The sequence below is a fragment of the Plesiomonas sp. PI-19 genome (assembly GCF_021368255.1).
GTDB lineage: Bacteria > Pseudomonadota > Gammaproteobacteria > Enterobacterales > CAMTGL01 > Plesiomonas > Plesiomonas shigelloides.
In genome coordinates this window covers 431,460-453,023 of sequence record NZ_JAJNMQ010000001.1, presented here as the reverse complement: position 1 = coordinate 453,023, position 21,564 = coordinate 431,460, and the positions used below count along the sequence as shown (strand labels likewise).

Below are 21,564 nucleotides of genomic sequence, written 5' to 3'. Positions count from 1 at the left end.
CTTGCTATCGCCTGTTTGGGATGGTTCACGCTGGCGCAGTTATTCATGCCGTTTTTATCCATGAGTGTATACCCATGTCTCCTGTACCTAGGTTCTCATACGTTTTCATGTGTACCTAAGCCTAAGCACTGCGCCATAACACGTGAACAACCGCATTTATCTAGAGCTTATACTGTGTTGATTAGACTGCAAAAAAACAGCCCTATTCCATTTTTAATGTAACCAGAAATAACCTGCTGCGGGCTAGGCCGCTTAGCGACAATGACGCCGCATTTTCTATCATCACTCGCCTTGTGTTAAGCCAACATTCGCCCAGAAAAAAAGCGCCTAACGGCGCTTTATATTCTGATTCATCATCGCACTCAAACACTCGACGCGTTATCCGGTTAAACGCTACCGTTTCAAAAACAGCGAGAATATCGAAAGTGTCGAGGCAAAATAACCGCCTAGCGTGAATTATTACAACGCTATCAATAGCGCCTATTTATTCAATCTCAGCCGATATTTTACTCACTGGGTAAAACTCAAATTAGTTTCACCCAGTGATTATTTTCCATCAGACAATCGCGTATTAGTGCTTATTCGCTCAGCGATTATTGATCGTTACTGACGGTACGCATATGGACATCCATCTGCGGATACGGAATATTAATTTTGTTGGCATCCAGCGCCTTTTTAATATTCTCCATCAGGTCAAAATATACCGCCCAATAGTCAGCATTTTTCACCCACGGACGCACCACAAAATCCAGTGATGACGCACCCATAGTCATCAGACGAATAGTGCAATCCATATCGGCCAGCACGCGAGAGTCGGCTTTTACCACCTCAGTCAGCACCGCTTTTACCTGATCGATATCGGCTTCGTAGCCTACGCTGATCACCAGATCAATACGGCGCTTCTCTTCCAAAGAGAAGTTGATAATGCGACCGCTCATGATGCTGGCGTTCGGGATAATCACGGTTTTGCGGTCTGCCGTGCACAGCACGGTAGAGAAAATCTGTACGCTCTCAACGGTACCGCTCACGCCGCCCAAATCCACCACGTCACCGGCGCGGAACGGACGGAAGCCGACAATCAGCACACCGGCCGCGAAGTTAGACAGGGAGCCTTGCAGCGCCAAGCCCACTGCCAAGCTCGCCGCACCGATCACCGCAATCACTGACGATGTCTGTACCCCGACGCGACCTAATGCCGCCACCAAGGTGAAGATAATAATGGAGTAACGCACCAAAGAGCGCACAAAATGGCTGACCGCGCGATCCAGGCCTTTTTTCTCCATCAAGTTATGCACGCCATTAGAAACAATGCGCGCAACTAACCAACCGAAAATAAAAATCAGGAATGCCGCAACCAGATTCACAGCGTACTGGATCAGTAATGCCTGATTATCAACAACCCAACTACTGGCATGCTGAATACTGTCCACCACATCAAGCGGCTTAAGAACGGACGGGTCAATATTTTTCATGACTTTGCCTTACCATTTTACTATTCGCTTTGCATATCAAGCGGAAGAAGAAATAAAGAAAAAATACAGCCTATTGCACCAAGAATAATAATGTCACTGTTTTAAAAAATGGTGAATATTACAGCTGCAATGCGGGCGAATAGTATCGCAAATAATGCACGGGGGAAATACAGATATGCAGATTAATGCTGACAGGTTTTTATCTTTGCGTAAAAAATAACCCCAGCATTTCTGCTGGGGTTAGAATATATCACTGATATTAAATCAGATTACAGAACATCAATCGCGTTCAGTTCTTTGAATGCTTTTTCCAGACGCGCAATCATGCTGGTTTGCGCAGAACGCAGCCATACACGTGGGTCATAGTATTTTTTGTTCGGCTTATCCGCGCCTTCTGGGTTACCCAGCTGGCCTTGCAGATACGCTTCGTTCTTCTTGTAGTACTCCAGAACACCTTCCCAAGTCGCCCACTGGGTATCGGTGTCGATGTTCATCTTCACCACACCGTAGCTGATAGACTCGGAGATTTCTTCTGCAGTAGAGCCTGAACCACCGTGGAATACGAAGTTCAGAGACTTAGCTGGCAGACCGAATTTCTCGGAAACGTACTTCTGAGAAGCATCCAGAATGGATGGAGTCAGTTTCACGTTACCTGGCTTGTACACACCGTGTACGTTACCGAAAGATGCCGCGATAGTGAAACGTGGGCTGATTTTGCTCAGACGCTCGTAAGCGTAAGCCACGTCTTCTGGCTGAGTGTACAGGGAAGACTGGTCCAGATGGCTGTTATCTACGCCATCTTCTTCACCACCGGTGCAACCCAGTTCCAGCTCCAGAGTCATGTTCATCTTCGCCATACGAGTCAGGTACTCGCAGCAGATGTCGATGTTTTCTTCCAGAGACTCTTCAGACAGATCCAGCATGTGAGAAGAGAACAGTGGTTTGCCAGTTTCAGCAAAGTGCTTCTCACCGGCAGCCAGCAGGCCGTCGATCCATGGCAGCAGTTTCTTCGCTGCGTGGTCAGTGTGCAGGATCACAGGCACGCCGTAAGCTTCAGCCACTGCGTGAACGTGCTTAGCACCAGATACCGCACCCAGGATGGCTGCTTGTTGACCTTCCAGTTTCAGACCTTTACCGGCGAAGAACTGCGCACCACCGTTAGAGAACTGAACAATCACTGGCGCACGAACTTTCGCCGCCGCTTCCAGTACCGCGTTCACAGAGTCAGTACCGACTACGTTTACCGCAGGCAGCGCAAAGTTGTTGGCTTTTGCCACTTCAAACACTTTCTGAACGTCATCACCGGTGATAACGCCTGGTTTTACGAAATCAAAAATCTTAGACATGTTCCTAGTCCTGTTTCGTCAGCCGTGATTGTAGAAAAAAGTTTTACTCTGTCGGTTTTGACCGCCAACACGGCGGCGGTACCCCGGCAATGCCAGCCTAAAGCTGAGAAAGAAGTGGCACGCGCCGTGTTTCTTTCCATACGCAACCGATTACATAACAGTATAACCGATGTTGCTTGCCCGATGGCCAAACCTGCCGTTAAACAGAAAACCGGCGTACCTGATGTGCTTGCTATCGCGCTCAAAACAAACAAGGTTGCCTGAGGGATACCAGCGGCACGCCTGAAGAATAGAAGCCGGAGACTCGCCCCGGCTTCAGATTAAATTACGCTTTTGCGCGCGCTTCCAGCATGGCAACCGCTGGCAGTACTTTACCTTCCACGAATTCCAGGAAAGCGCCGCCGCCAGTAGAGATGTAGGAAACTTTGTCTGCGATACCGAACTTGTCGATAGCGGCCAGGGTGTCACCACCGCCAGCAATAGAGAAAGCTGGCGATTCAGCAATCGCTTTAGCGATCACTTCAGTACCTTTAGCGAACTGATCAAATTCAAACACGCCAACTGGACCATTCCACAAAATGGTCTTCGCGTTCATGATGATGTCAGCCAGCACTTTTGCTGAATCAGGGCCGATGTCGAAAATCATGTCATCATCAGACACTTCAGCAACCGCTTTGATGGTCGCTGGGGTTGACTCAGAGAACTCTTTACCCACCACTACGTCAGTGGTCACTGGGATATCACACTTAGCGGCCAGCGCTTTAGCGGTGTCAATCAGATCGTTTTCGCACAGGGATTTGCCCACATTGTGGCCCGCTGCTGCGATGAAGGTGTTAGCGATACCGCCACCTACCACCAGCTGATCGGCGATAGTCGACAGAGACTCCAGCACAGTCAGTTTGGTAGACACTTTAGAACCGCCCACGATAGCAACCATCGGACGAGCAGGGTTCTTCATTGCTTTACCCAGTGCATCCAGCTCAGCAGACAGCAGCGGACCGGAGCAAGCAATTGGTGCAAACTTAGCCACACCGTGCGTAGACGCTTGTGCACGGTGAGCAGTACCGAATGCATCCATCACGAACACGTCACACAGCGCAGCGTATTTCTTAGACAGTGCTTCGTCGTCTTTCTTCTCGCCTTTGTTAAAGCGAACGTTTTCCAGTACCACCAGCTCACCGGCAGCCACTTCTACACCATCCAGGTAGTCTTTCGCCAGACGTACTGGTACAGACAGCACTTCTTTCAGGTAGTTAACTACTGGCAGCAGGGAGAATTCTTCGTTGTACTCACCTTCGGTCGGACGACCCAGGTGGGAGGTCACCATCACTGCTGCGCCTTGTTTCAGCGCCAGTTCAATGGTAGGCAGGGAAGCACGGATACGGGCATCAGAAGTCACTTTGCCTTCTTTTACCGGTACGTTCAGGTCAGCACGGATCAGTACGCGTTTACCAGCCAGATCCAGATCAGTCATGTTGATAACAGACATGGTGAGTCCTCTATTTAATTCCATGAAGATTTTCAATGCCGACCATCAGCGTGTGTGGCCGACACCTAAACAATCAGTCAGTTTCCGTTCACTCTTCGCGAGTCACCGGGCTGTAGCCATGGCCAGCGTGGTATCGAGCATGCGATTAGCAAAACCCCATTCGTTATCACACCAAACCAGCGTCTTCACCAGACGCGTACCGCTCACCCGGGTTTGTGTCCCGTCCACGATAGCGCTGTGGCTGTCGTGGTTAAAATCAATTGAGACTAACGGCGCTTCCGTATAATCCACTATACCACGTAATACCCCTTGCGCTGCCTGCGCGAGGGCGTGGTTTACGTTGCAAACTTTCACATCCGTGCTCAAGGTCACACTTAAATCCATCGCGGTGACGTTTATTGTGGGCACCCGCACAGCGATGGCTTCAAACCTGTCGGAAAATTTCGGAAAAATCCGACCAATCCCGCGCGCCAGTTTGGTGTCTACCGGAATGATAGACTGACCCGCCGCGCGAGTCCGGCGCAGGTCACTGTGGTATGCATCAATCACCGGCTGATCATGCATCGCCGAGTGAATGGTGGTTACCGTGCCCGAATCAATGCCGAAAGTTTCATCCAGCACTTTAATAATCGGCACGATGCAGTTAGTGGTACACGAGCCGTTGGAGACGATCCGGTCGCTGGCTTTCAGCAACTGATGGTTCACGCCATAAATGACCGTCGCATCGATATCGGTATCCGCCGGATGCGAGAACAGCACCTTGCCAGCACCGGCGCGCAAATGCGCTTCGCCATCGGCACGACTACCAAATTTACCGGTACAATCGAGCACCACATCCACCTGCAATTCTGCCCACGGCAGTTGTTCAAGTTCGCGGATATGCAGTAGCTGAATCGTATCACCATCTACATCTAATGTCTCGCCATCAATGCAAACCGAACGCGAAAATCGTCCATGGGTCGAATCGTATTGCAACAAATGTGCGATCCCTTCCGGTGCGGCGAGTTCATTAATCGCCACTACCTGCATCTGTTCGCGTTTTCCACTTTCGTACAGCGCGCGCAGAACGCTGCGTCCGATCCGGCCAAAGCCGTTAATTGCCACACGGATAGTCATAATTATGGGGTGTCCTTTAAACAGAGGTCTTCCGGCAGGAAGCAAAACCTTGAGTATGCGGGATCTATTGTCTGATGAAATTGATTAGACTGGCAATCTGCCATGATTTTACCCAGCGAGCAGACATTTTTTTACTGCTCGCGCTTTGCCTCTTCGCTCTCGTCTCTTGCCCCTCGCATCCTTTCAACCATAACGGATATAAAACGCATATCGCCCACATAAAAAAACCGGTATAAAAAAAGCCGCCCGTAGGCAGCTTTTTGTTTTTATGCAGTGCTGTTAAGCAATAACGATAAGAAAACTGGATTACAGAATTTCTTTTGCTTTAGCTACCACGTTTTCTACGGTGAAGCCGAACTCTTTGAACAGCAGCTCTGCCGGTGCAGACTCACCGAAGGTAGTCATACCCACGATACGGCCACCGAAGCCCACATACTTGTACCAGAAGTCAGCGATACCCGCTTCTACCGCAACACGCGCGGTTACTGCAGCTGGCAGTACAGACTCACGGTAAGCGGCGTCTTGCTTGTCGAATACGTCAGTAGCCGGCATAGACACGACACGCACCTGACGACCTTCGGCAGTCAGCTGCTCAGCCGCTTGCATAGCCAGCTCAACTTCAGAGCCAGTGGCGATGAAGATCAGCTCAGGCGTACCCGCGCAATCTTTCAGCACATAACCACCGCGGGCGATATTAGCCAGCTGCTCGCTGCTGCGATCCATCTGAGTCAGGTTCTGACGCGAGAAGATCAGTGATGATGGACCATCTTGACGCTCAATCGCGTATTTCCACGCTACCGCAGACTCAACTTGGTCACATGGACGCCATGTGCTCATGTTTGGTGTCAGACGCAGAGAAGCGATCTGCTCAACCGGCTGGTGAGTAGGACCATCTTCGCCCAGACCGATAGAGTCGTGGGTGTAAACGAAGATAGAACGCTGCTTCATCAGGGCAGCCATACGCAGTGCGTTACGGGCATATTCCATGAACATCAGGAAAGTCGCGCCGTATGGAATGAAACCACCGTGCAGAGCGATACCGTTCATAATGGCGGACATACCAAATTCACGCACACCGTAATGGATGTAGTTACCGCCCATGTCAGCACCAGTCAGAGACTTGGAGCCAGACCACATGGTCAGGTTAGACGGCGCTAAGTCAGCGGAGCCGCCCATGAACTCTGGCAGCAGCTTACCAAACGCTTCCAGCGCGTTTTGTGACGCTTTACGGCTAGCAATCTTGGCTGGGTTAGCTTGCAGGTGCTCGATAAAGGCTTGAGATTTCTCCGCCCAATCTGCTGGCAGCTCGCCCTTGATTACACGGCGCTCAAACTCAGCGGCCAGTTCTGGGAACGCAGCACGGTACGCAGCAAATTTCGCATCCCAGTTATGCTCTTGTGCTTGGCCCTTCTCTTTGGCATCCCACTCAGCGTAGATATCTGCAGGAATAACAAACGGCGCTTCTTTCCAGCCCAGGAACTCACGTGCCGCAGCAATTTCGTTGTCACCCAACGGTGAACCGTGGCAATCGTGGGAGCCAGACTTGTTCGGTGAGCCAAAACCGATGATGGTTTTGCAGATGATCAGAGATGGCTTGTCAGTCACCGCTTGCGCTTCTTCTACTGCCGCTTTAATCGCTGCCGCATCGTGACCGTCAACCGCGCGCACTACGTGCCAGCCGTAAGACTCGAAACGCATGGCGGTGTCATCAGTGAACCAGCCTTCTACGTGACCATCGATAGAGATACCGTTGTCATCATAGAACGCCACCAGCTTGCCCAGACCCAGAGTACCGGCCAGAGAGCAGGCTTCATGAGAAATACCTTCCATCAGGCAGCCATCACCCAGGAAGCAGTAAGTGAAGTGGTCAACGATGTCGTGGCCAGGACGGTTAAACTGCGCGGCCAACGCTTTTTCAGCCATCGCCATACCTACGGCGTTGGTGATGCCCTGACCCAGAGGACCGGTAGTGGTTTCTACGCCTGGCGCGTAACCGTACTCAGGGTGACCTGGGGTGCGAGAGTGCAGCTGACGGAATTGCTTCAGATCGTCGATAGACAGATCATAACCGGTCAGGTGCAACAGGCTGTAAATCAGCATAGAGCCGTGGCCGTTAGACAGCACGAAACGGTCACGATCAGCCCAAGCTGGGTTGCTCGGGTTGTGCTTTAGAAAATCACGCCACAGAACTTCGGCAATATCAGCCATCCCCATAGGGGCGCCTGGGTGGCCAGAGTTGGCTTTTTGTACTGCATCCATACTCAGTACACGGATGGCATTAGCAAGTTCTTTGCGAGAAGGCATGTTCTACTCCTGGAGATTAGCAGGGCGGAAGAATGAAATCGGAGATCTATTTTCTCAGAGTCGCCATTAAAACGGCAAGCGCCGACTGAATAACGTGTTAGCGATCACAGTTTTATATGACTAATTACAGATTCTTTGCAGGAAATCGATTAACTAAACGAGTCAGCAGGTAGAAAAAACAACCACCTGTAATGGAGGGGAGTCACTGCCGCCCGCCACGCGAGCGGCAAAAACAACCGAAAATGCAGAATGAAACGCTATAGCGCGCTGGAGAAAGCTTCAATCCACGAGCGAGCAGATAATTCTGGCTCGGGATGTTCGGTGGCGTCCAATTCCAGACGGTTCATTACCCGCTGTGCACCTTGCTCTTGCAGCAGAGCATCGAACTTGCGTCCGGCGCCGCAGAAGGTTTCATAGCTACTATCACCTAATGCGATCACGCCATAGCGCAAGCTTGGCTGCCACAGCCCCGGCTCTTGCATGGCTAGATATAATGGCGCAATGGTATCTGGTAAATCACCTTGTCCGGTGGTGGATGTCACCACCAGTACCACAGCCTCGAGGTATTGCTGCCAGTCTTCCAGCGAGCCTTCCTCATAGATATTGGCATCATGCCCTGCGGTACGCAAAATCCGTTCGGCCTCGTCAGCCACCAGTTGTGCATTGCCATACACGGTGCCAACAAAGATCCCCACCCTAGCCATAGAGTTCCCTTGGTTATGAAAGTTAACTCATCTTGGCGTGTGGTGGGGTTTTGTGCAAGCCGGTTATGTCACAGGATTTTGCGCAGGCCAGCCAAATTGTTGCATCAGGCTCTGCCAGGTGTCGTCCCACGGCGCGTTAATCTGCAGCAATTCACCGGTTACCGGATGCGGCAGAGTCAAACTGCTGGCATGCAACATCAAGCGACCAGCGCCACAATGCTCTTTCAACGCCCGATTTTGCTTAAGATCGCCATGGGTGGTATCGCCCATAATCGGATGACGCAGATGGCTCATGTGGCGACGCAGCTGATGCTTACGGCCAGTTTTCGGCTGGAGCTCAACCAAGCTGTAGCGCGATGTCGCGTAACGACCTGCGGAATACGGCATCTCGACCGTTTGCAAACCGCGATAGTGGCTAACCGCCGGCTGCGCCGTGCGCTCTTGGCTAGCAAACTTATCAGCAATCTTGTCCAGCTCTTCCACCAACGGATAATCCAGCTCCGCTTCCCCAGTCAGATAGCCACGCACCACCGCATGGTAGGTTTTCTTGATCTGCTGGGTTTCGAACATGCCGCTCAAGATACGCGCCACATCACTGGACAACGCCAGTAACAAAACGCCTGAAGTTGGCCGATCCAGACGGTGCACGGTATACACATGCTGACCAATCTGATCACGCACGGTTTGCATCACCACCACTTTTTCATGCCGGTCAAGCCAGCTGCGGTGCACCAGCCAACCGGCCGGTTTGTTGATGGCAATAATATGCTCATCCTGATACAACACCGGCAGTACCGGTGCGCTTTCGGTCACGGCATCGGACGCGGTCTCAATCGACTCTGACGGCAACAGCGCGCTATCTGGGCCAGAGGCCGGGCAAGAAGAAAAATCGTGCATTAGGTTTCCTGATTGAGTAGTTCATCCAGCGCACGCAGTGGCGCCAGCAACCGGCTAATCTGCTCCTGCTCTTTGAGCGCTTCTTCAAAATACGGGGTGATCGAAAAGCGAGTCGGTAACCCCGCGCCAGCGTCCAACAACGCATGCATGCGCGGTAAAAAGACCCACTGCAACCACTCCTGCGCTTCCATGGTATCGATACTGAACGGCTCGACACTCTGAAAAGCCTGTGGCTCTGGCGGCAATTTCTGCCACAAAGCCAATTCCATCATCACCAGCCGGATATCCTCCAGCAACTGACGAACTTGCTGCTCGCGTTCCATAATCCTTCCTCCGGTAAAAAATGGGGGCCAAGCATACCACTGAACCCGGAACCTCCCTATAATTTAACGTTTACTGACTCAACCGTAACCCGCGAAGACTACGACGCCATGACTGCAGCCCTGACAGAATTGCTCACCCGCGCACAGGTAAAAGCCTGTTTTTACGATCTGGGCCGTCGCCCGTATCCTTTATCGTTAGCTACCTTCGGCATGCTCGAGAATCAACAGCGCCCTTATCCTTATCCGCTGCGCGGCCAAGCGCATTTGGCACTGTGCTGCCAACGCCCCAGCGAAAGTGAACCGTCCATCTGGTTTTTACAGATTAATTTAGATGAGCGCGGACTGCTGATCCCGGAAGAGTGCGCTCGTTTTGCGCGCCTGCTGCTTAATACTCTCGGTGCCGATCTCAGCCGCGAGCCGCAAACCGAAGAGGAGAAAAACGCACTGGCGCAGCATCCGCAGCACTGGCAACCGTCTCCTGAGCGGATGGCAATGTTCCATGCGCTGCTAGCGCGAGATTTGCACCAACCCGCTTCCCGCTATTATGAGCATGCGCAATTTTATCTCAGTGGCAAGGCAGGATGGGAAAATTGGCACGGTGTCGGGTTACAAGGGTTAGCGGATGTGGTGGTGCGCTGTGGTCAAGAGCAAAACCATGCCTTGCTGTGCCAAGCCTTAGCTCACGCACCCGAGCAAGCCTTGCAAGGGATCTGTTTGTGCTTGGAGCAAAGTGATATTAGCCGCGAGATGGCGCAAGTCTTATTACAACGCCAGCACTTACAGCATCAAAACCCTGAGGCCGATACTGAAAGCCGCCTATTACTGTTACGTGCATTGGCCTACGCGCCGGATCTGCCGGAGATCCGCGATTTTATCACGCAGCAATTACGCCAAGCCGATGTGAATGCCTGGTTGATCGTGCTAACCGCGCGCTTGATCCACCGCTTGAGCGATCCACAGATCTTGCCGGTGTATCTGGAAGCGTTAGCGGGATCACCACTGTTTGGTCGGCTATACCCAGAAGTGATCACCCAGCCATTTTTGCGTAGCCAGATTTTTGCCATGCTACAAAGCGAAAGTGCGCCACGTGCGCTGATTGATGCGTTAACCGCATTACAGCAACAACTGCAGCTCAGAGCAGAATAAGTCGAGAATAAAGCGAATTAGATTAAGAGAGAAAAGAGAAAGGGGCACCGTATGGTGCCCCTTCCTGGTCTTGCTACAGCTGATCCTGCTGCGAATCGGTGCTCCCTGCATCATTCCGTGATACCGCCAAATCCGTTGGCTGAGTCCTTCTCGGGTTCTCCGCATCCGTGGAGCTGTCCTTTTAACCTTCCCGGTTATCTTCCTTGGCCATCCCTATGCGGTCAGACTTCTTGTCTGACGTCCATCTCCGTCCTGGAGGTGTCCTTTGCTTTATCCTTAAAGCATCCGCTCCCTCGTCCTGAGGCTGCATCCTCATTTCATCCTGAAATGTGTCCTGCATCATCCTGATACGTTTACAATCCGGTAAACGAGGCCCGAATCCTTCGGGTGTCCAATCCTGTATGGGCTCCGCCATACGTCTTCTTCCTGAAGACATCGATATCCGTTCGATGAATTAATCATATCCCCTTTTATTCTCTTCTCAATCCACTGTGCGCTTACAGCGCCAAACATTTCTGGATGTTTCGTGAGAATAAATATCTTAACTGCATGATTAAAAACAAATTAGATAAAAAAGCAAACGATAAAAAGCACAGCACAAATGAGGATAATCCCACACTGCGTGTAGGATATCTCGCACAAATTCAGCAGAGATATCGCAAACAGCAAAACAACGTTACCGGTAACTTGTCAAGGACTTTTGTCCGCATTTACTGATTTTTTGTGTGACAAGTGCACTATTTGTACAACAAGAAATGTCGAAACTGACGGCGGTTGTTGCAAAACAATCCGCAAACTGGCAGGAAGTGCACTGAAGAAGGGCAATGCGCCTCTGCTCACAGCCCAGCGCAAGGGCCGTGCGGTGATGTGAACTTTATGTATAAAAATGCAATTGGCTATGACGTAAAAAAAGACCGGTACTCACGTCAGTCAATGCCGCACCGCGAATGCCAACCACAGCGCAAAAGCCAATGGACAGCCTCAGTATCCCTCACATAAGAAACTTGCATGAGAAACTTATATAAGAAGAAAGGGGTATCGTCGAAACGATACCCCTCTCAGGTCTTGCTACAGCCATCCTGCTGCAAAGTGTGCTCCCTGCATCACTCCGTGAATCTCACCATATCCTATGGCTTGTCCTTTATGCTCTTCAATCCGTGAAGCTGTCCTTTTGTCGTCCTGACAATCGTCCTTGTACCGTCCTTGCGTCGCCGTACTGTCCTTATTCCGGCTCACTTCTCCATCCTGGAGGTGTCCCTGACTTCATCCTGAAGTATCCACTTCCTCATCCTGAGGCGCATCCTGATTCTTCATCCCGAAGAAGTCCGTTGTCATCCTTAACCAACCCGCATCCTTACCGGTTGCATCTGCATTACTGCAGCATCCTTGAGATATCCTGATCACGTGAACTCATCCTGAATTCCGGCTTTTTCATCCTGAAACAGCCACCGCATCCGTGGTTATCCTTGTCGTTATGCTTGCTTCCTGCCGACGCCCTTAAGACTACCTTTCTGCATAGTTTTCACAAGCGATATATCAAATAGTTATGTGTGATGTATTCGATTACTACGCAAAACATACAAATTAACTAATTGAATTATATTAAAAACGCTTTTTACATAGCGCAGTAACCGGTCAAAACCCGTTCCATAACTCGCACAACTACTGTAGGAAATATCTTACAAAGCACATAGCTAATATCGCAACTTGCTGAATCGGTTTTAGAATAAGTCAACCCCATTGGCACAATTCGCTAAATTGAGCACGCACTGCTAAACGCCAAAATCGACATAATGTCTATTTTGATCTAGACCTTGATTGACGTTTTGCAGCAACACTGGCCACGTTCAGACCCATACAACCCACGATGCGCGTGATGATGCGATTAACGATCATGGGGTAAGGGCTTTTTTGTTAGATAAAGAAGCGTTACATAAAGAAGCGTTATATAAAGAAGACTGAACGAGCGACGTGCACGCAAGATCGAGATAAGGAAAGGAAAAGCGATGAATGATGTAAGCCGCGAACTGGAGCAAGTATTACAGCAGCTAAAAGCCGAGGGAAAACAGCCTTCGGTAGCCCTGCTGAAAAGCCGTCTCAGCCAGCCAGTCCCACTGCCGGTGATTGTCAGTGTACTAGCGCGCGATAAAGCCGGCCATAATCCGCTCGCAACGCCTGCGGCGGCAACGACTGAGCCAACACTTGCGGAGCGTGTAAGCCAGTTAGAGCAGCAGGTTGCGACGCTACAAGCGCAGTTAACTACGCTCCTGTCAGCCCAAAATACGCAATAAGCGTAGACTGAGACAACAGCACGTTGGCGTTAGGTAACAACCGACCTCACGCCAACCGCTGCGCATAGCAGGTTACATCTCGATTCTAGACATAACCATCAGGCACTTACAGCTCAGCGATACGCGGCTGCAAACTGCCCAAAAAGGCGACCAAATTGTCAGCCAGCACCGTGTGCTCGCTACTACCCAGACGCTCAAGAACTACCGCGCCAGTGAGGTTACAGACCGACACTATCTGGTTATCATCATCGGTCAGCGCAACAAATAAGGTTGGCGTGCATTTTCGCTGCCGCTGTGCCACCAGATGCCCAATCAGATTTTCCTGTAAACGAGACCAATCCTCTTCGTTCCAGACCTGCAACAAAATCAGGGCATGATTCTGCCAATTCACGGCCATATCGGCGGCAAACTGGGCGCTGAAATAGGCGTGGATATCCTCTCGAATTTGAATATCGAGTGCCTGTTCGACGGCCTGTAGGTTGATGTCCTGACAACGCGGTTGTGGCTGCCAATACACCCGCTCACTATCCTGAGACACCACACAAGGTGATGAAATATCGCACAAACTGACACTCTGCGGCAGCGTTTGCATGTTATTCTGCCAACACTGCTCATAGCGCAGATTTAACTGTTGCAGGGCATCTATCACTTGCTGTTGCACTTGATCTCGCATCGTCTTACTCAGAATTTGGGGTAAACTGCCAGATATTGTAACCGACACTGAGCAGAAATCATGACCAAATACCACAATGATCCGGCGCTGCAGGGATTAACGCTGGGAAAATCCACGGACTACTGTGATCAATACAACCCGCAGTTGCTGCAACCGGTACCGCGAGCGCTCAATCGCGACGACCTGCAGCTGACCGGCTCGTTGCCTTTTTCGGGTGCCGATCTGTGGACGTTGTATGAATTGTCATGGCTGAACAATAACGGTGTGCCACAAGTGGCCATCGGCGATGTGTATATTCCGGCCACCAGCCGCAATCTGGTGGAGTCGAAAAGCTTTAAGCTGTACCTGAACAGCTTTAACCAGACCCGTTTTGCCGATTGGGAAAGCGTGGCGGCCACCTTACAACGCGATCTGAGCCAGTGCGCTGAGGGTGACGTAAAAGTGCTGCTGCACCGCGTGGATGCCTATCCAGGTCAAGCGATTGCCGATTTCCCTGGCGAATGTATTGATGAGCAGGATATCGTCATTGATGACTACCATTTCAATGCCGATTATCTGCAAGGTGCTGCCAGCCAAGCCAACGGTGAGCCAATGCCCGTGGTTGAAGAAACACTGGTCAGCCATTTGCTTAAGTCTAACTGCCTGATCACCCGTCAGCCGGATTGGGGCTCTGTCAGCATTCATTATCGCGGCCCGCAGATTAATCGCGAAGCCCTGCTCCGCTATTTGATCTCGTTCCGTAGCCATAATGAGTTTCATGAGCAGTGCGTTGAGCGGATCTTTACCGATCTCAAACGTTTTTGCGCGCCTGAAAAACTGACCGTGTTTGCGCGCTATACCCGCCGCGGTGGATTAGATATCAATCCGTTCCGCTCTGATTGGGAAGCGATGCCGGCGCAAAACCGCCGTTTGGCGCGTCAGTAATGTGATCGTTCACGATGCGGTATGCTTGGTTTCAGATACCGCATCCGTTACACTAAGAATAATTATTTTAGCCAATAAAAAAATCAATTTACTCTTAACAAATAACTAAGATATTTGCGATGTGGCGTGTTTTTTTTCTTCTGTTGTTCTCTTTTTTTTCTACCGGTAGCTATGCCATATCCCTTGATGATTTATCAACGTATGAGCCGACGCCGGAATTAGTTCAGGCAGAAGAACTGTTAAAAACAGACCCAGCGCTGGCGCTGGAAAAACTCAATGCGTACATTGAGAAGCCTGATCGCGGCCTGACCGCCAGTAATTCGGTGCGTAACCTGAGCCTACAATACCTGCAACAAAGCCGCGAAAATATGCTTCAGGCGCTGTTGCTAAAAAGCCAAGCACAAAACAAAACCGGAAATCGCCGCGGCGCCTTAAAAACGCTAGATTACCTGATGCAACTGGCGAAGAACCTCAATAACTCGCATATCCAAGCCAAAGCCACATTGCTCAAGGCGCAGTATCTTTGGTTACAAACCGGTAATCCCCAAACTGCGTTACAGACACTGGCGCAATCCCACCTAACGCAAAATTTAACGCACTTATCTGCCAGTGTGCAGGTGCAATATCAGCTGCTGATGGCATCGATTTACCTCGATACGCTCTCGCCTTCACACCAAAAAGGCAGCATTCCACAAATTCAGGCATATCTGCACGATGCGCACGCGCTACTGAATAAAGTCAGTGAACCGCGCTTAAAAATTGAATATTACTTGGCAGAAAGTCGTCTAAATACTCTGTTGCAACATCGCAATGCCACACAAGAAGCATTAATGACCGCGATGGGCCTCGCCATTGCGCATCGAGAAGACGATTTGGTGGCCGATGCCCAATTGCAACTGGCTAACTTCTATGTCACGTATGGCGGCTACTCACTGGCCTTGAACTATGCCTCGCGCGCCGCGGGATTTTATGAAAAAGTGGGTGAAAAAAGCAGCCTGGCGAGTGCATTAAAGCTGATTGGTCATATCCACAGCTATGAAGATCGCCCTAATTTGGCGTTGGTCAATTACCTCAATGCCATTGATCTGGCCAATACAGCCCCCAATCCAGGAAAGTTGATTGATATTAAACTCGGCACGGCGTTTGTTTATTTACAGTTAAACGAGTTAGAAAAAGCCAAAGAATATATCGATCAGGTTGATAACATCATTAGCGCAGATAAAAAAGCGGGCCCATTGCTACACCCGGTCTATTTGCTATTGAAAGGCGAATATTTACTGCGTAGCGATAAAATAAAACCAGCATTAAGTGTCATCAATGAGGGGTTAAAAGAAACACCACCCGACGACCTGAGCTTGCGTAAATATGCATATTCATTATTGATTCAAGGTTATCAGAAAATAGGTAATCGTAATCAGGAAAATGCGTATTTACAGGATAAAGTTAAATTACTCGAACAGATTCGTTCGCAACAAGTCGAGTTCAATGCCGAAACCCTGCTACAGCATGAGCAGTTGATTGACAAAATTAATACCAATCATGAATTACAAGCCAGCTACCAGTCACTGGAGCGGCAATATTCACGTGGCCGCAAACTTAATCAATTACTGCTCTGTGCCATATTAGTGGCGGTTGTCGCCATGTGTTACTTCATGATTGTCACTTCCGCTTATCGTGGCGCTCTGAGTCGTAACCGCAAAATCGGTTTTAGTCATCCACGTACTCACTTGGCCAATCAGCGCAAGCTAAATGCCACGCTACCGGGTTACTTACAAGGCACGGTGCGCTTGTGCGAACAAGCAATCACGGGCGAGCAGACCAACGTGTTGGACGACAACCCGTTTAAAGATTTACGCCTGAAAGTGGCGCTGATCCGCCTAAATTGGTTAACTGAACTACGGTTACGACCTGATTTCAGTTATCAAGCCATTGTGAAACTCGAAGGCGAGCTTGGCGACTACCTGCAAGCAACCTTAGGCAGCCGTGGACAGCTGTTCCATCTGAATGACAGCGGCTTTTTATATGTCGAGCCGGGTGATGTGAGCCCGTCACCGGAAGAGTTTGCCGAGTACCTGTTGCGCACCTGCGAGCAATTCCCGCAGTACAAAGCGCCGGCCGGACAAATCAGTATTGGTGCCTGCCACTACCCACTGCTGCCACGGGCAATCAGTGGCGTACAGTTACCAGAATTGCTTAACGTGTTACAATTGGCGCAAACCGCAGCCGCACAACTTAATCAGCAATATGACCAGAACCATTGGGTGATGTTGTTACCGATCCCGACCGCCACTCCGGCGTGTTTCCAAGGGGATCTGTATGTTGCCTGTCTGGACGCTATCCGGCGCGGGCTGATTAAAGTTGCCCATTCCGATACCCCCAATCCGGTCGACTGGGTCACCTTACTGGCACAATACTCGTCGCCAGCTCACACTCCTGCGAGGCTGGCCACAGTGGGTGAATAGTCAATGCGGTGAATTAGCGGTATATTCTGTCAACATTAACAGGCTAAATCTATGACTCAAACTCCGCAGGCTCAGGCGATGGATAGCATGACTGATTTACACCGGCAACTGGCTCAAATTCAGGATCACTATCAGCAACTGTCACGCAAAAGCATGCGGGAAAGTGAATTGTTACGTCGGGTATTGGGCCGACTGGCGCAATCACTGGAAGGATCGGACAGCGAGCTGGATCGCTTGTTGACCGACATCCGAATCGATCTCGATCGCACCAAAGACACCTCGTTGATGATCCCCCGTCTGGCTCTGCTAGAGCGTCTGGCATTTAAATACAGCCAGCAGCGTCTGACCCATAACAAACGCATCAATGAAGCGGTGCTGCATACCGCCGAATGTCTGAAAGCCACCGCCGCGCTGCCACCGCAGCTGCGCCAAGATGTGGTGATGCTGCTCGATCGCCAGCAAAATCCAGAGCAAATTGATCGCATCGAGCGGATCTTGAGTCTCTCTGAGCGCGCTATTCGCTTGCTGGCCTCATTAGGCGATCAGCAAGATGCGCGCCCTGCACCAGCAGCCCTGCAGCAAGACACGCTGCAAAAAATGTCTGATGAGCTGCAACACCTGATCTCCGAACTGGATTTTGACTCTGATGCCGGTGAGCGTCTGCTCGAGATCCGCAATCAGCTGCTGATTGGTACCAGCGTGCAGCAATTGGTGCACTACAGCTTTGAAATCATCGAGCTGATTTTGCAAGGCACCCGCACTGAGCGACGTTTATCGCGCCGTTTTCTGGCGGCACTGAACGATGATTTAAGCGCCTTGCATCAAAGCATGAATAAATCGATGGAATCGGCCTACAGCGACCACAAAGGGATGCAAGGCTTGAACCGCGAGATGCAAGACACCCTGCAATTGCTGGAGCGCGCACCGAATCTCTCCGGCGAACAGGTGCAATTTGCCTTGCAGCAACTGCGCAGCATTACCGAGCGTCACCATCGCTTGTGTCAGCAGATGTACAGCTCCATCGAGCGTTCACAAAGCAACGAAGGACGCCTGTGCGCCATCATCGAGCAGACCACTGATTACCGTAATCGCTTGCTCGATCAACAGCACCGGCTATTCCTCGATCATCTGACCAAAGTGTACAACCGAGCTGCGCTGCAAGAGCGTTTGGATTTGGAGTACAAACGCTGGCAGCGCTATCAGCAGCCGCTGTGGTTTGTCATGGTGGATATCGACCGCTTTAAAGATCTGAACGATACTTATGGGCATCTGGCCGGCGATAAAGCGTTAAAAATCATTGCGCGCGCCATTCAACAATCGCTGCGCGAAACTGACTTTATCGCCCGTTTCGGTGGCGAAGAGTTTGCCTTGCTGATCTCGGATATGTCGCCGGACGAACTGAGCATCAAGCTCGAAGAGATCCGCGAGAAAATCAGCCAGTTGCCATTTAAGTTCCACGCTGACAAAGTCTCCATCACAGTGTCGCTCGGCGCCAGTGAGTTGCAAAGTGGTGACACCATCAGCACTTGGCAAGAGCGAGCGGATAAGGCGTTGTACCACGCGAAAAACAACGGCCGAAATCAAATCTTCATACATTGAGAGTTGGCATCACCGGCCGCGCAGGCTAACGTGTCGGTACGGCAATCTCGCTTAGGTTGCCGTACACAACATGTAAAGTGAATACGCCTCACTATCAGGTTGCTGTCGTTTTCAATTGAAAGGAGGCATTCTTGATTACTCACCTCAATCCCATCGGTACGATGGATCAACTTTCCCAGCTCGAAGTGGACATGCTCAAACGCACCGCGTCCAGCGAGCTGTATCAACTGTTTCGTAACTGCTCCCTCGCAGTACTGAACTCGGGTAGCCAGACCGATAACAGCAAGGAGCTTCTGGCCAAACACAGCAGTTTCGACATCAACGTGGTGCGCCGTGAGCGCGGCGTTAAACTCGAATTGATCAATCCGCCGGAAACCGCGTTTGTCGACGGTAAAATTATCCGCGGTCTGCACGAACACCTGTTTGCGGTGCTGCGCGATATTCTGTTTGTAAACGGCCAGCTGGCCGCGATGCCACACCTGCAACAACAGCTGCAAAAAGACTCTGTGCATATCACCAATCTGGTGTTCGCTTTGCTGCGTAACGCCAAGGTGTTGCACACTGGCGAATACCCGAACATGGTGGTGTGCTGGGGCGGCCACTCAATCAATGAAGGCGAATACCAGTACGCCCGTATGGTCGGCCATGAGCTTGGCTTGCGTGACCTGAATATTTGCACCGGTTGTGGCCCTGGCGCGATGGAAGCGCCAATGAAAGGCGCCGCGGTTGGGCATGCAAAGCAGCGCATCAAAACCGGCCGCTTCTTAGGCATTACCGAGCCGTCGATTATTGCCGCTGAGCCGCCTAACCCACTGGTGACCGAGCTGGTGATCCTGCCGGATATCGAAAAGCGTTTGGAAGCCTTTGTGCGTATGGGCCACGGCATCATCATCTTCCCGGGTGGCGTCGGTACGGCTGAAGAGCTGCTGTATATCCTCGGCATCATGCTGCATCCGGATAACCGCGAGCAGCCAATGCCGATTGTGCTCACCGGCCCGAAACAGAGCGAAGCTTATTTTCGCACCTTGGATGCCTTCATTGGCAAAACCTTGGGCCCTGAGGCGCAAGCGCGTTACCAAATCGTGGTCGATAATCCGGTGAAAGTGGCGCAAATCATGAAAGAAGGCATGCCGGCGGTGAAAGAACACCGCATGCAAACGGGCGATGCTTACAGCTTCAACTGGTCACTGAAAATTGATGATGCATTCCAGCAGCCGTTTGAGCCGAGCCACGAGAATATGCGTCAGCTTAATCTGCATCTGGCACAGCCGGCCGCTGAATTAGCCGCAGATCTTCGCCGTGCGTTCTCCGGCATTGTAGCTGGTAACGTTAAAGATAAAGGGATCCAAGCTATCGAGAAATTCGGCCCGTATCAGATAGATGGTGATAAGCAACTGATGCAGGATATGGATCAATTGCTGGAAAGTTTTGTCCACCAGCACCGGATGAAACTGCCGGGCAGCGCCTACGTGCCTTGCTATGAAATATTGAAATAACCGCTAGTCGCGCGCCGCTGGCTGGTGTCGCGCTCTACGGGGTTTTCCCTATATCGCTATCATTGCCGCACAACGGATAAACGCAGCGTCATCTTTCACGATACGCTGCGTTTTTTATCCCCCCACCTGCGGTTATTCGCCGTTATCTGGCCCTATCCTTTTCCCAGCCTTATTTGCGCTACCATGCCGCGCTCAAGTACCATCAACGAATGACGACAGCCTGACGGCTGCCATGTTTTTGATTAACCTGACCAACCGCTCTCTTTTCCCTGCTAGCAGAGCAACGCTTAGCAACAGGGAATTATACCCAAACAACGTGGAGTTGTAGGTAGGTGGCAAGTGAGTGCATTCCCATACGCATAGGTAAACGCTGTGATTGGGGTGCACGAACATCGCCAACACCGCGGCTACTTCAAGTAGAAAGGACATAGGTAGCGTCAGGCTAACGTGAGATGGGTTTACCCGATGACGATTCATTTACTGGTGGTGGATGCCCTCAATCTTATCCGCCGCATTCATGCCGTGCATGAAAGCCATAAGACTTCGCCCGAACAGCCAGTGGATATGGCGCGCTGCATCAGCCAAAGCCGCAATGCGCTCGAGCAGCTGTTGCAGCATACTCAGCCAACGCATGCCGTGGCGGTGTTTGATAGCGCGCTGCGCGAACCCGGCTGGCGTCACCAGCTGCTGCCCAGCTACAAAGAGGGACGACCGGCCATGCCGGACGATCTGGCAGCAGCATTAACGCTGTTTCAAGACGCTTTTGCCGAACAGGGCGTGGCCAGTTTAACCGCACAAGAGGATGAGGCCGATGATTTGGCCGCCACGCTGGCATGGCAAGTGTGCAGCCGCGGGCACCAAGCCACCATCGTATCCACCGATAAAGGCTATTGCCAGTTACTGGCGCCTACCTTGCAAATTCGCGACTACTTCCAAAAGCGCTGGTTGGATCTGCCCTTTGTTGAGCAAGAGTTTGGCGTAACACCGGCTCTGCTTCCCGACTATTGGGGATTAGCCGGTATTAGCAGCAGTAAAATTCCCGGAGTTGCGGGGATCGGTGGCAAAACCGCCGCCACACTGCTCAACCGCTATGGCTCACTGGAGGCTGTACTCGCGGCCACCGATCATTCACCGGCGCTGCTCAAAAAGCTGAGTGACCAAGGCGAGATGGCACACCTGTGCCGCCAAGTGGCAACGCTGCGCCGCGATCTGCCGCTTGGGATTAACTTGCAGCAGTTACGTTGGCAAAAAAAATCCTGACCTCAAGGTCAGGATTTTCTGTTTCACTTAGCGCATATTCTGCTGCTCAAGCGCACCATCGT

General features: G+C 51.2%; 17 protein-coding genes. 8 read left to right on the top strand and 9 right to left on the bottom strand.

Annotated features, from left to right (window positions below):
• Positions 1-593: 593 nt before the first annotated feature.
• Both mscS and fbaA read right to left on the bottom strand, forming a co-directional pair.
• The gene (mscS, locus tag LQ901_RS02045; RefSeq protein ID WP_010864405.1) at positions 594-1,472 is read right to left on the bottom strand and encodes a small-conductance mechanosensitive channel MscS; all 879 of its coding nucleotides are present in this window, start codon (positions 1,470-1,472) and stop codon (positions 594-596) included.
• Positions 1,473-1,741: 269 nt separating this feature from the next.
• A complete protein-coding gene (fbaA, locus tag LQ901_RS02040) occupies positions 1,742-2,818 on the bottom strand; it encodes a class II fructose-bisphosphate aldolase (protein ID WP_010864406.1) in 1,077 nt (358 codons plus the stop codon).
• A gap of 24 nt (positions 2,819-2,842) precedes the next feature.
• Here fbaA and LQ901_RS02035 point away from each other — a divergent pair, with 24 nt between their 5' ends.
• Positions 2,843-3,082, top strand: a complete 240-nt coding sequence (locus LQ901_RS02035) for a hypothetical protein (RefSeq protein ID WP_156128858.1) — start codon at positions 2,843-2,845, stop codon at positions 3,080-3,082.
• Positions 3,083-3,143: 61 nt separating this feature from the next.
• Here LQ901_RS02035 and pgk read toward each other — a convergent pair whose 3' ends face one another.
• From pgk to LQ901_RS02005, 6 genes are all read right to left on the bottom strand, one after another.
• Complete coding sequence (gene pgk / locus LQ901_RS02030) at positions 3,144-4,307, bottom strand: phosphoglycerate kinase (protein WP_039045184.1); 1,164 nt, start codon at positions 4,305-4,307, stop codon at positions 3,144-3,146.
• Positions 4,308-4,409: 102 nt separating this feature from the next.
• Positions 4,410-5,423, bottom strand: a complete 1,014-nt coding sequence (epd, locus tag LQ901_RS02025) for an erythrose-4-phosphate dehydrogenase (protein ID WP_010864408.1) — start codon at positions 5,421-5,423, stop codon at positions 4,410-4,412.
• Between the two features lie 306 nt (positions 5,424-5,729).
• Positions 5,730-7,727 carry a transketolase gene (tkt, locus tag LQ901_RS02020; protein WP_152136916.1) on the bottom strand — a complete coding sequence of 666 codons (1,998 nt, stop codon included), beginning with the start codon at positions 7,725-7,727 and terminating at the stop codon, positions 5,730-5,732.
• A gap of 257 nt (positions 7,728-7,984) precedes the next feature.
• Complete coding sequence (locus LQ901_RS02015; RefSeq protein WP_010864410.1) at positions 7,985-8,431, bottom strand: flavodoxin; 447 nt, start codon at positions 8,429-8,431, stop codon at positions 7,985-7,987.
• Positions 8,432-8,494: 63 nt separating this feature from the next.
• Positions 8,495-9,328 carry a tRNA pseudouridine(65) synthase TruC gene (gene truC / locus LQ901_RS02010; protein ID WP_010864411.1) on the bottom strand — a complete coding sequence of 278 codons (834 nt, stop codon included), beginning with the start codon at positions 9,326-9,328 and terminating at the stop codon, positions 8,495-8,497.
• Positions 9,328-9,651, bottom strand: coding sequence for a YqcC family protein (locus tag LQ901_RS02005; protein ID WP_010864412.1), 324 nt, complete (start codon positions 9,649-9,651; stop codon positions 9,328-9,330). The genes truC and LQ901_RS02005 overlap by 1 nt, the downstream gene beginning before the upstream one ends.
• Before the next feature lie 108 nt (positions 9,652-9,759).
• On the opposite strand from LQ901_RS02005, the gene LQ901_RS02000 reads away from it, so the two are divergent.
• A complete protein-coding gene (locus tag LQ901_RS02000; RefSeq protein WP_152136436.1) occupies positions 9,760-10,797 on the top strand; it encodes a DUF3549 family protein in 1,038 nt (345 codons plus the stop codon).
• Positions 10,798-12,803: 2,006 nt separating this feature from the next.
• The gene (locus tag LQ901_RS01995) at positions 12,804-13,088 is read left to right on the top strand and encodes a hypothetical protein (protein ID WP_084977621.1); all 285 of its coding nucleotides are present in this window, start codon (positions 12,804-12,806) and stop codon (positions 13,086-13,088) included.
• 106 nt (positions 13,089-13,194) lie between these two features.
• On the opposite strand, the gene syd is transcribed toward LQ901_RS01995, so the two are convergent.
• Complete coding sequence (gene syd / locus LQ901_RS01990; protein WP_010864416.1) at positions 13,195-13,761, bottom strand: SecY-interacting protein; 567 nt, start codon at positions 13,759-13,761, stop codon at positions 13,195-13,197.
• A 60-nt stretch (positions 13,762-13,821) separates the two neighbouring features.
• On the opposite strand from syd, the gene queF reads away from it, so the two are divergent.
• The 5 genes from queF (at position 13,822) to xni (ending at position 21,502) form a co-directional block, all read left to right on the top strand.
• Positions 13,822-14,685 (top strand): NADPH-dependent 7-cyano-7-deazaguanine reductase QueF, encoded by an 864-nt coding sequence (queF, locus tag LQ901_RS01985; protein ID WP_047708978.1) that lies wholly within the window; start codon positions 13,822-13,824, stop codon positions 14,683-14,685.
• 119 nt (positions 14,686-14,804) lie between these two features.
• Positions 14,805-17,147 (top strand): lipopolysaccharide assembly protein LapB, encoded by a 2,343-nt coding sequence (locus tag LQ901_RS01980; protein WP_115150021.1) that lies wholly within the window; start codon positions 14,805-14,807, stop codon positions 17,145-17,147.
• Positions 17,148-17,198: 51 nt separating this feature from the next.
• A complete protein-coding gene (locus LQ901_RS01975; RefSeq protein ID WP_010864419.1) occupies positions 17,199-18,746 on the top strand; it encodes a diguanylate cyclase in 1,548 nt (515 codons plus the stop codon).
• Between the two features lie 131 nt (positions 18,747-18,877).
• Positions 18,878-20,242, top strand: a complete 1,365-nt coding sequence (ppnN, locus tag LQ901_RS01970; RefSeq protein WP_116545910.1) for a nucleotide 5'-monophosphate nucleosidase PpnN — start codon at positions 18,878-18,880, stop codon at positions 20,240-20,242.
• 465 nt (positions 20,243-20,707) lie between these two features.
• Complete coding sequence (gene xni / locus LQ901_RS01965) at positions 20,708-21,502, top strand: flap endonuclease Xni (protein WP_152136438.1); 795 nt, start codon at positions 20,708-20,710, stop codon at positions 21,500-21,502.
• Positions 21,503-21,564 lie beyond the last annotated feature (62 nt).

What these genes read in the sequence shown, in the direction of transcription:
- xni (WP_152136438.1), top strand. Translation starts at nt 20,708, where the DNA reads ATGACGATTCATTTACTGGTGGTGGATGCCCTCAATCTTATCCGCCGC.
- syd (WP_010864416.1), bottom strand. Translation starts at nt 13,761, where the DNA reads ATGCGAGATCAAGTGCAACAGCAAGTGATAGATGCCCTGCAACAGTTA.
- LQ901_RS01980 (WP_115150021.1), top strand. Translation starts at nt 14,805, where the DNA reads ATGTGGCGTGTTTTTTTTCTTCTGTTGTTCTCTTTTTTTTCTACCGGT.
- epd (WP_010864408.1), bottom strand. Translation starts at nt 5,423, where the DNA reads ATGACTATCCGTGTGGCAATTAACGGCTTTGGCCGGATCGGACGCAGC.
- LQ901_RS01995 (WP_084977621.1), top strand. Translation starts at nt 12,804, where the DNA reads ATGAATGATGTAAGCCGCGAACTGGAGCAAGTATTACAGCAGCTAAAA.
- tkt (WP_152136916.1), bottom strand. Translation starts at nt 7,727, where the DNA reads ATGCCTTCTCGCAAAGAACTTGCTAATGCCATCCGTGTACTGAGTATG.
- pgk (WP_039045184.1), bottom strand. Translation starts at nt 4,307, where the DNA reads ATGTCTGTTATCAACATGACTGATCTGGATCTGGCTGGTAAACGCGTA.
- mscS (WP_010864405.1), bottom strand. Translation starts at nt 1,472, where the DNA reads ATGAAAAATATTGACCCGTCCGTTCTTAAGCCGCTTGATGTGGTGGAC.
- LQ901_RS02005 (WP_010864412.1), bottom strand. Translation starts at nt 9,651, where the DNA reads ATGGAACGCGAGCAGCAAGTTCGTCAGTTGCTGGAGGATATCCGGCTG.
- LQ901_RS02000 (WP_152136436.1), top strand. Translation starts at nt 9,760, where the DNA reads ATGACTGCAGCCCTGACAGAATTGCTCACCCGCGCACAGGTAAAAGCC.
- fbaA (WP_010864406.1), bottom strand. Translation starts at nt 2,818, where the DNA reads ATGTCTAAGATTTTTGATTTCGTAAAACCAGGCGTTATCACCGGTGAT.
- LQ901_RS01975 (WP_010864419.1), top strand. Translation starts at nt 17,199, where the DNA reads ATGACTCAAACTCCGCAGGCTCAGGCGATGGATAGCATGACTGATTTA.
- queF (WP_047708978.1), top strand. Translation starts at nt 13,822, where the DNA reads ATGACCAAATACCACAATGATCCGGCGCTGCAGGGATTAACGCTGGGA.
- LQ901_RS02015 (WP_010864410.1), bottom strand. Translation starts at nt 8,431, where the DNA reads ATGGCTAGGGTGGGGATCTTTGTTGGCACCGTGTATGGCAATGCACAA.
- truC (WP_010864411.1), bottom strand. Translation starts at nt 9,328, where the DNA reads ATGCACGATTTTTCTTCTTGCCCGGCCTCTGGCCCAGATAGCGCGCTG.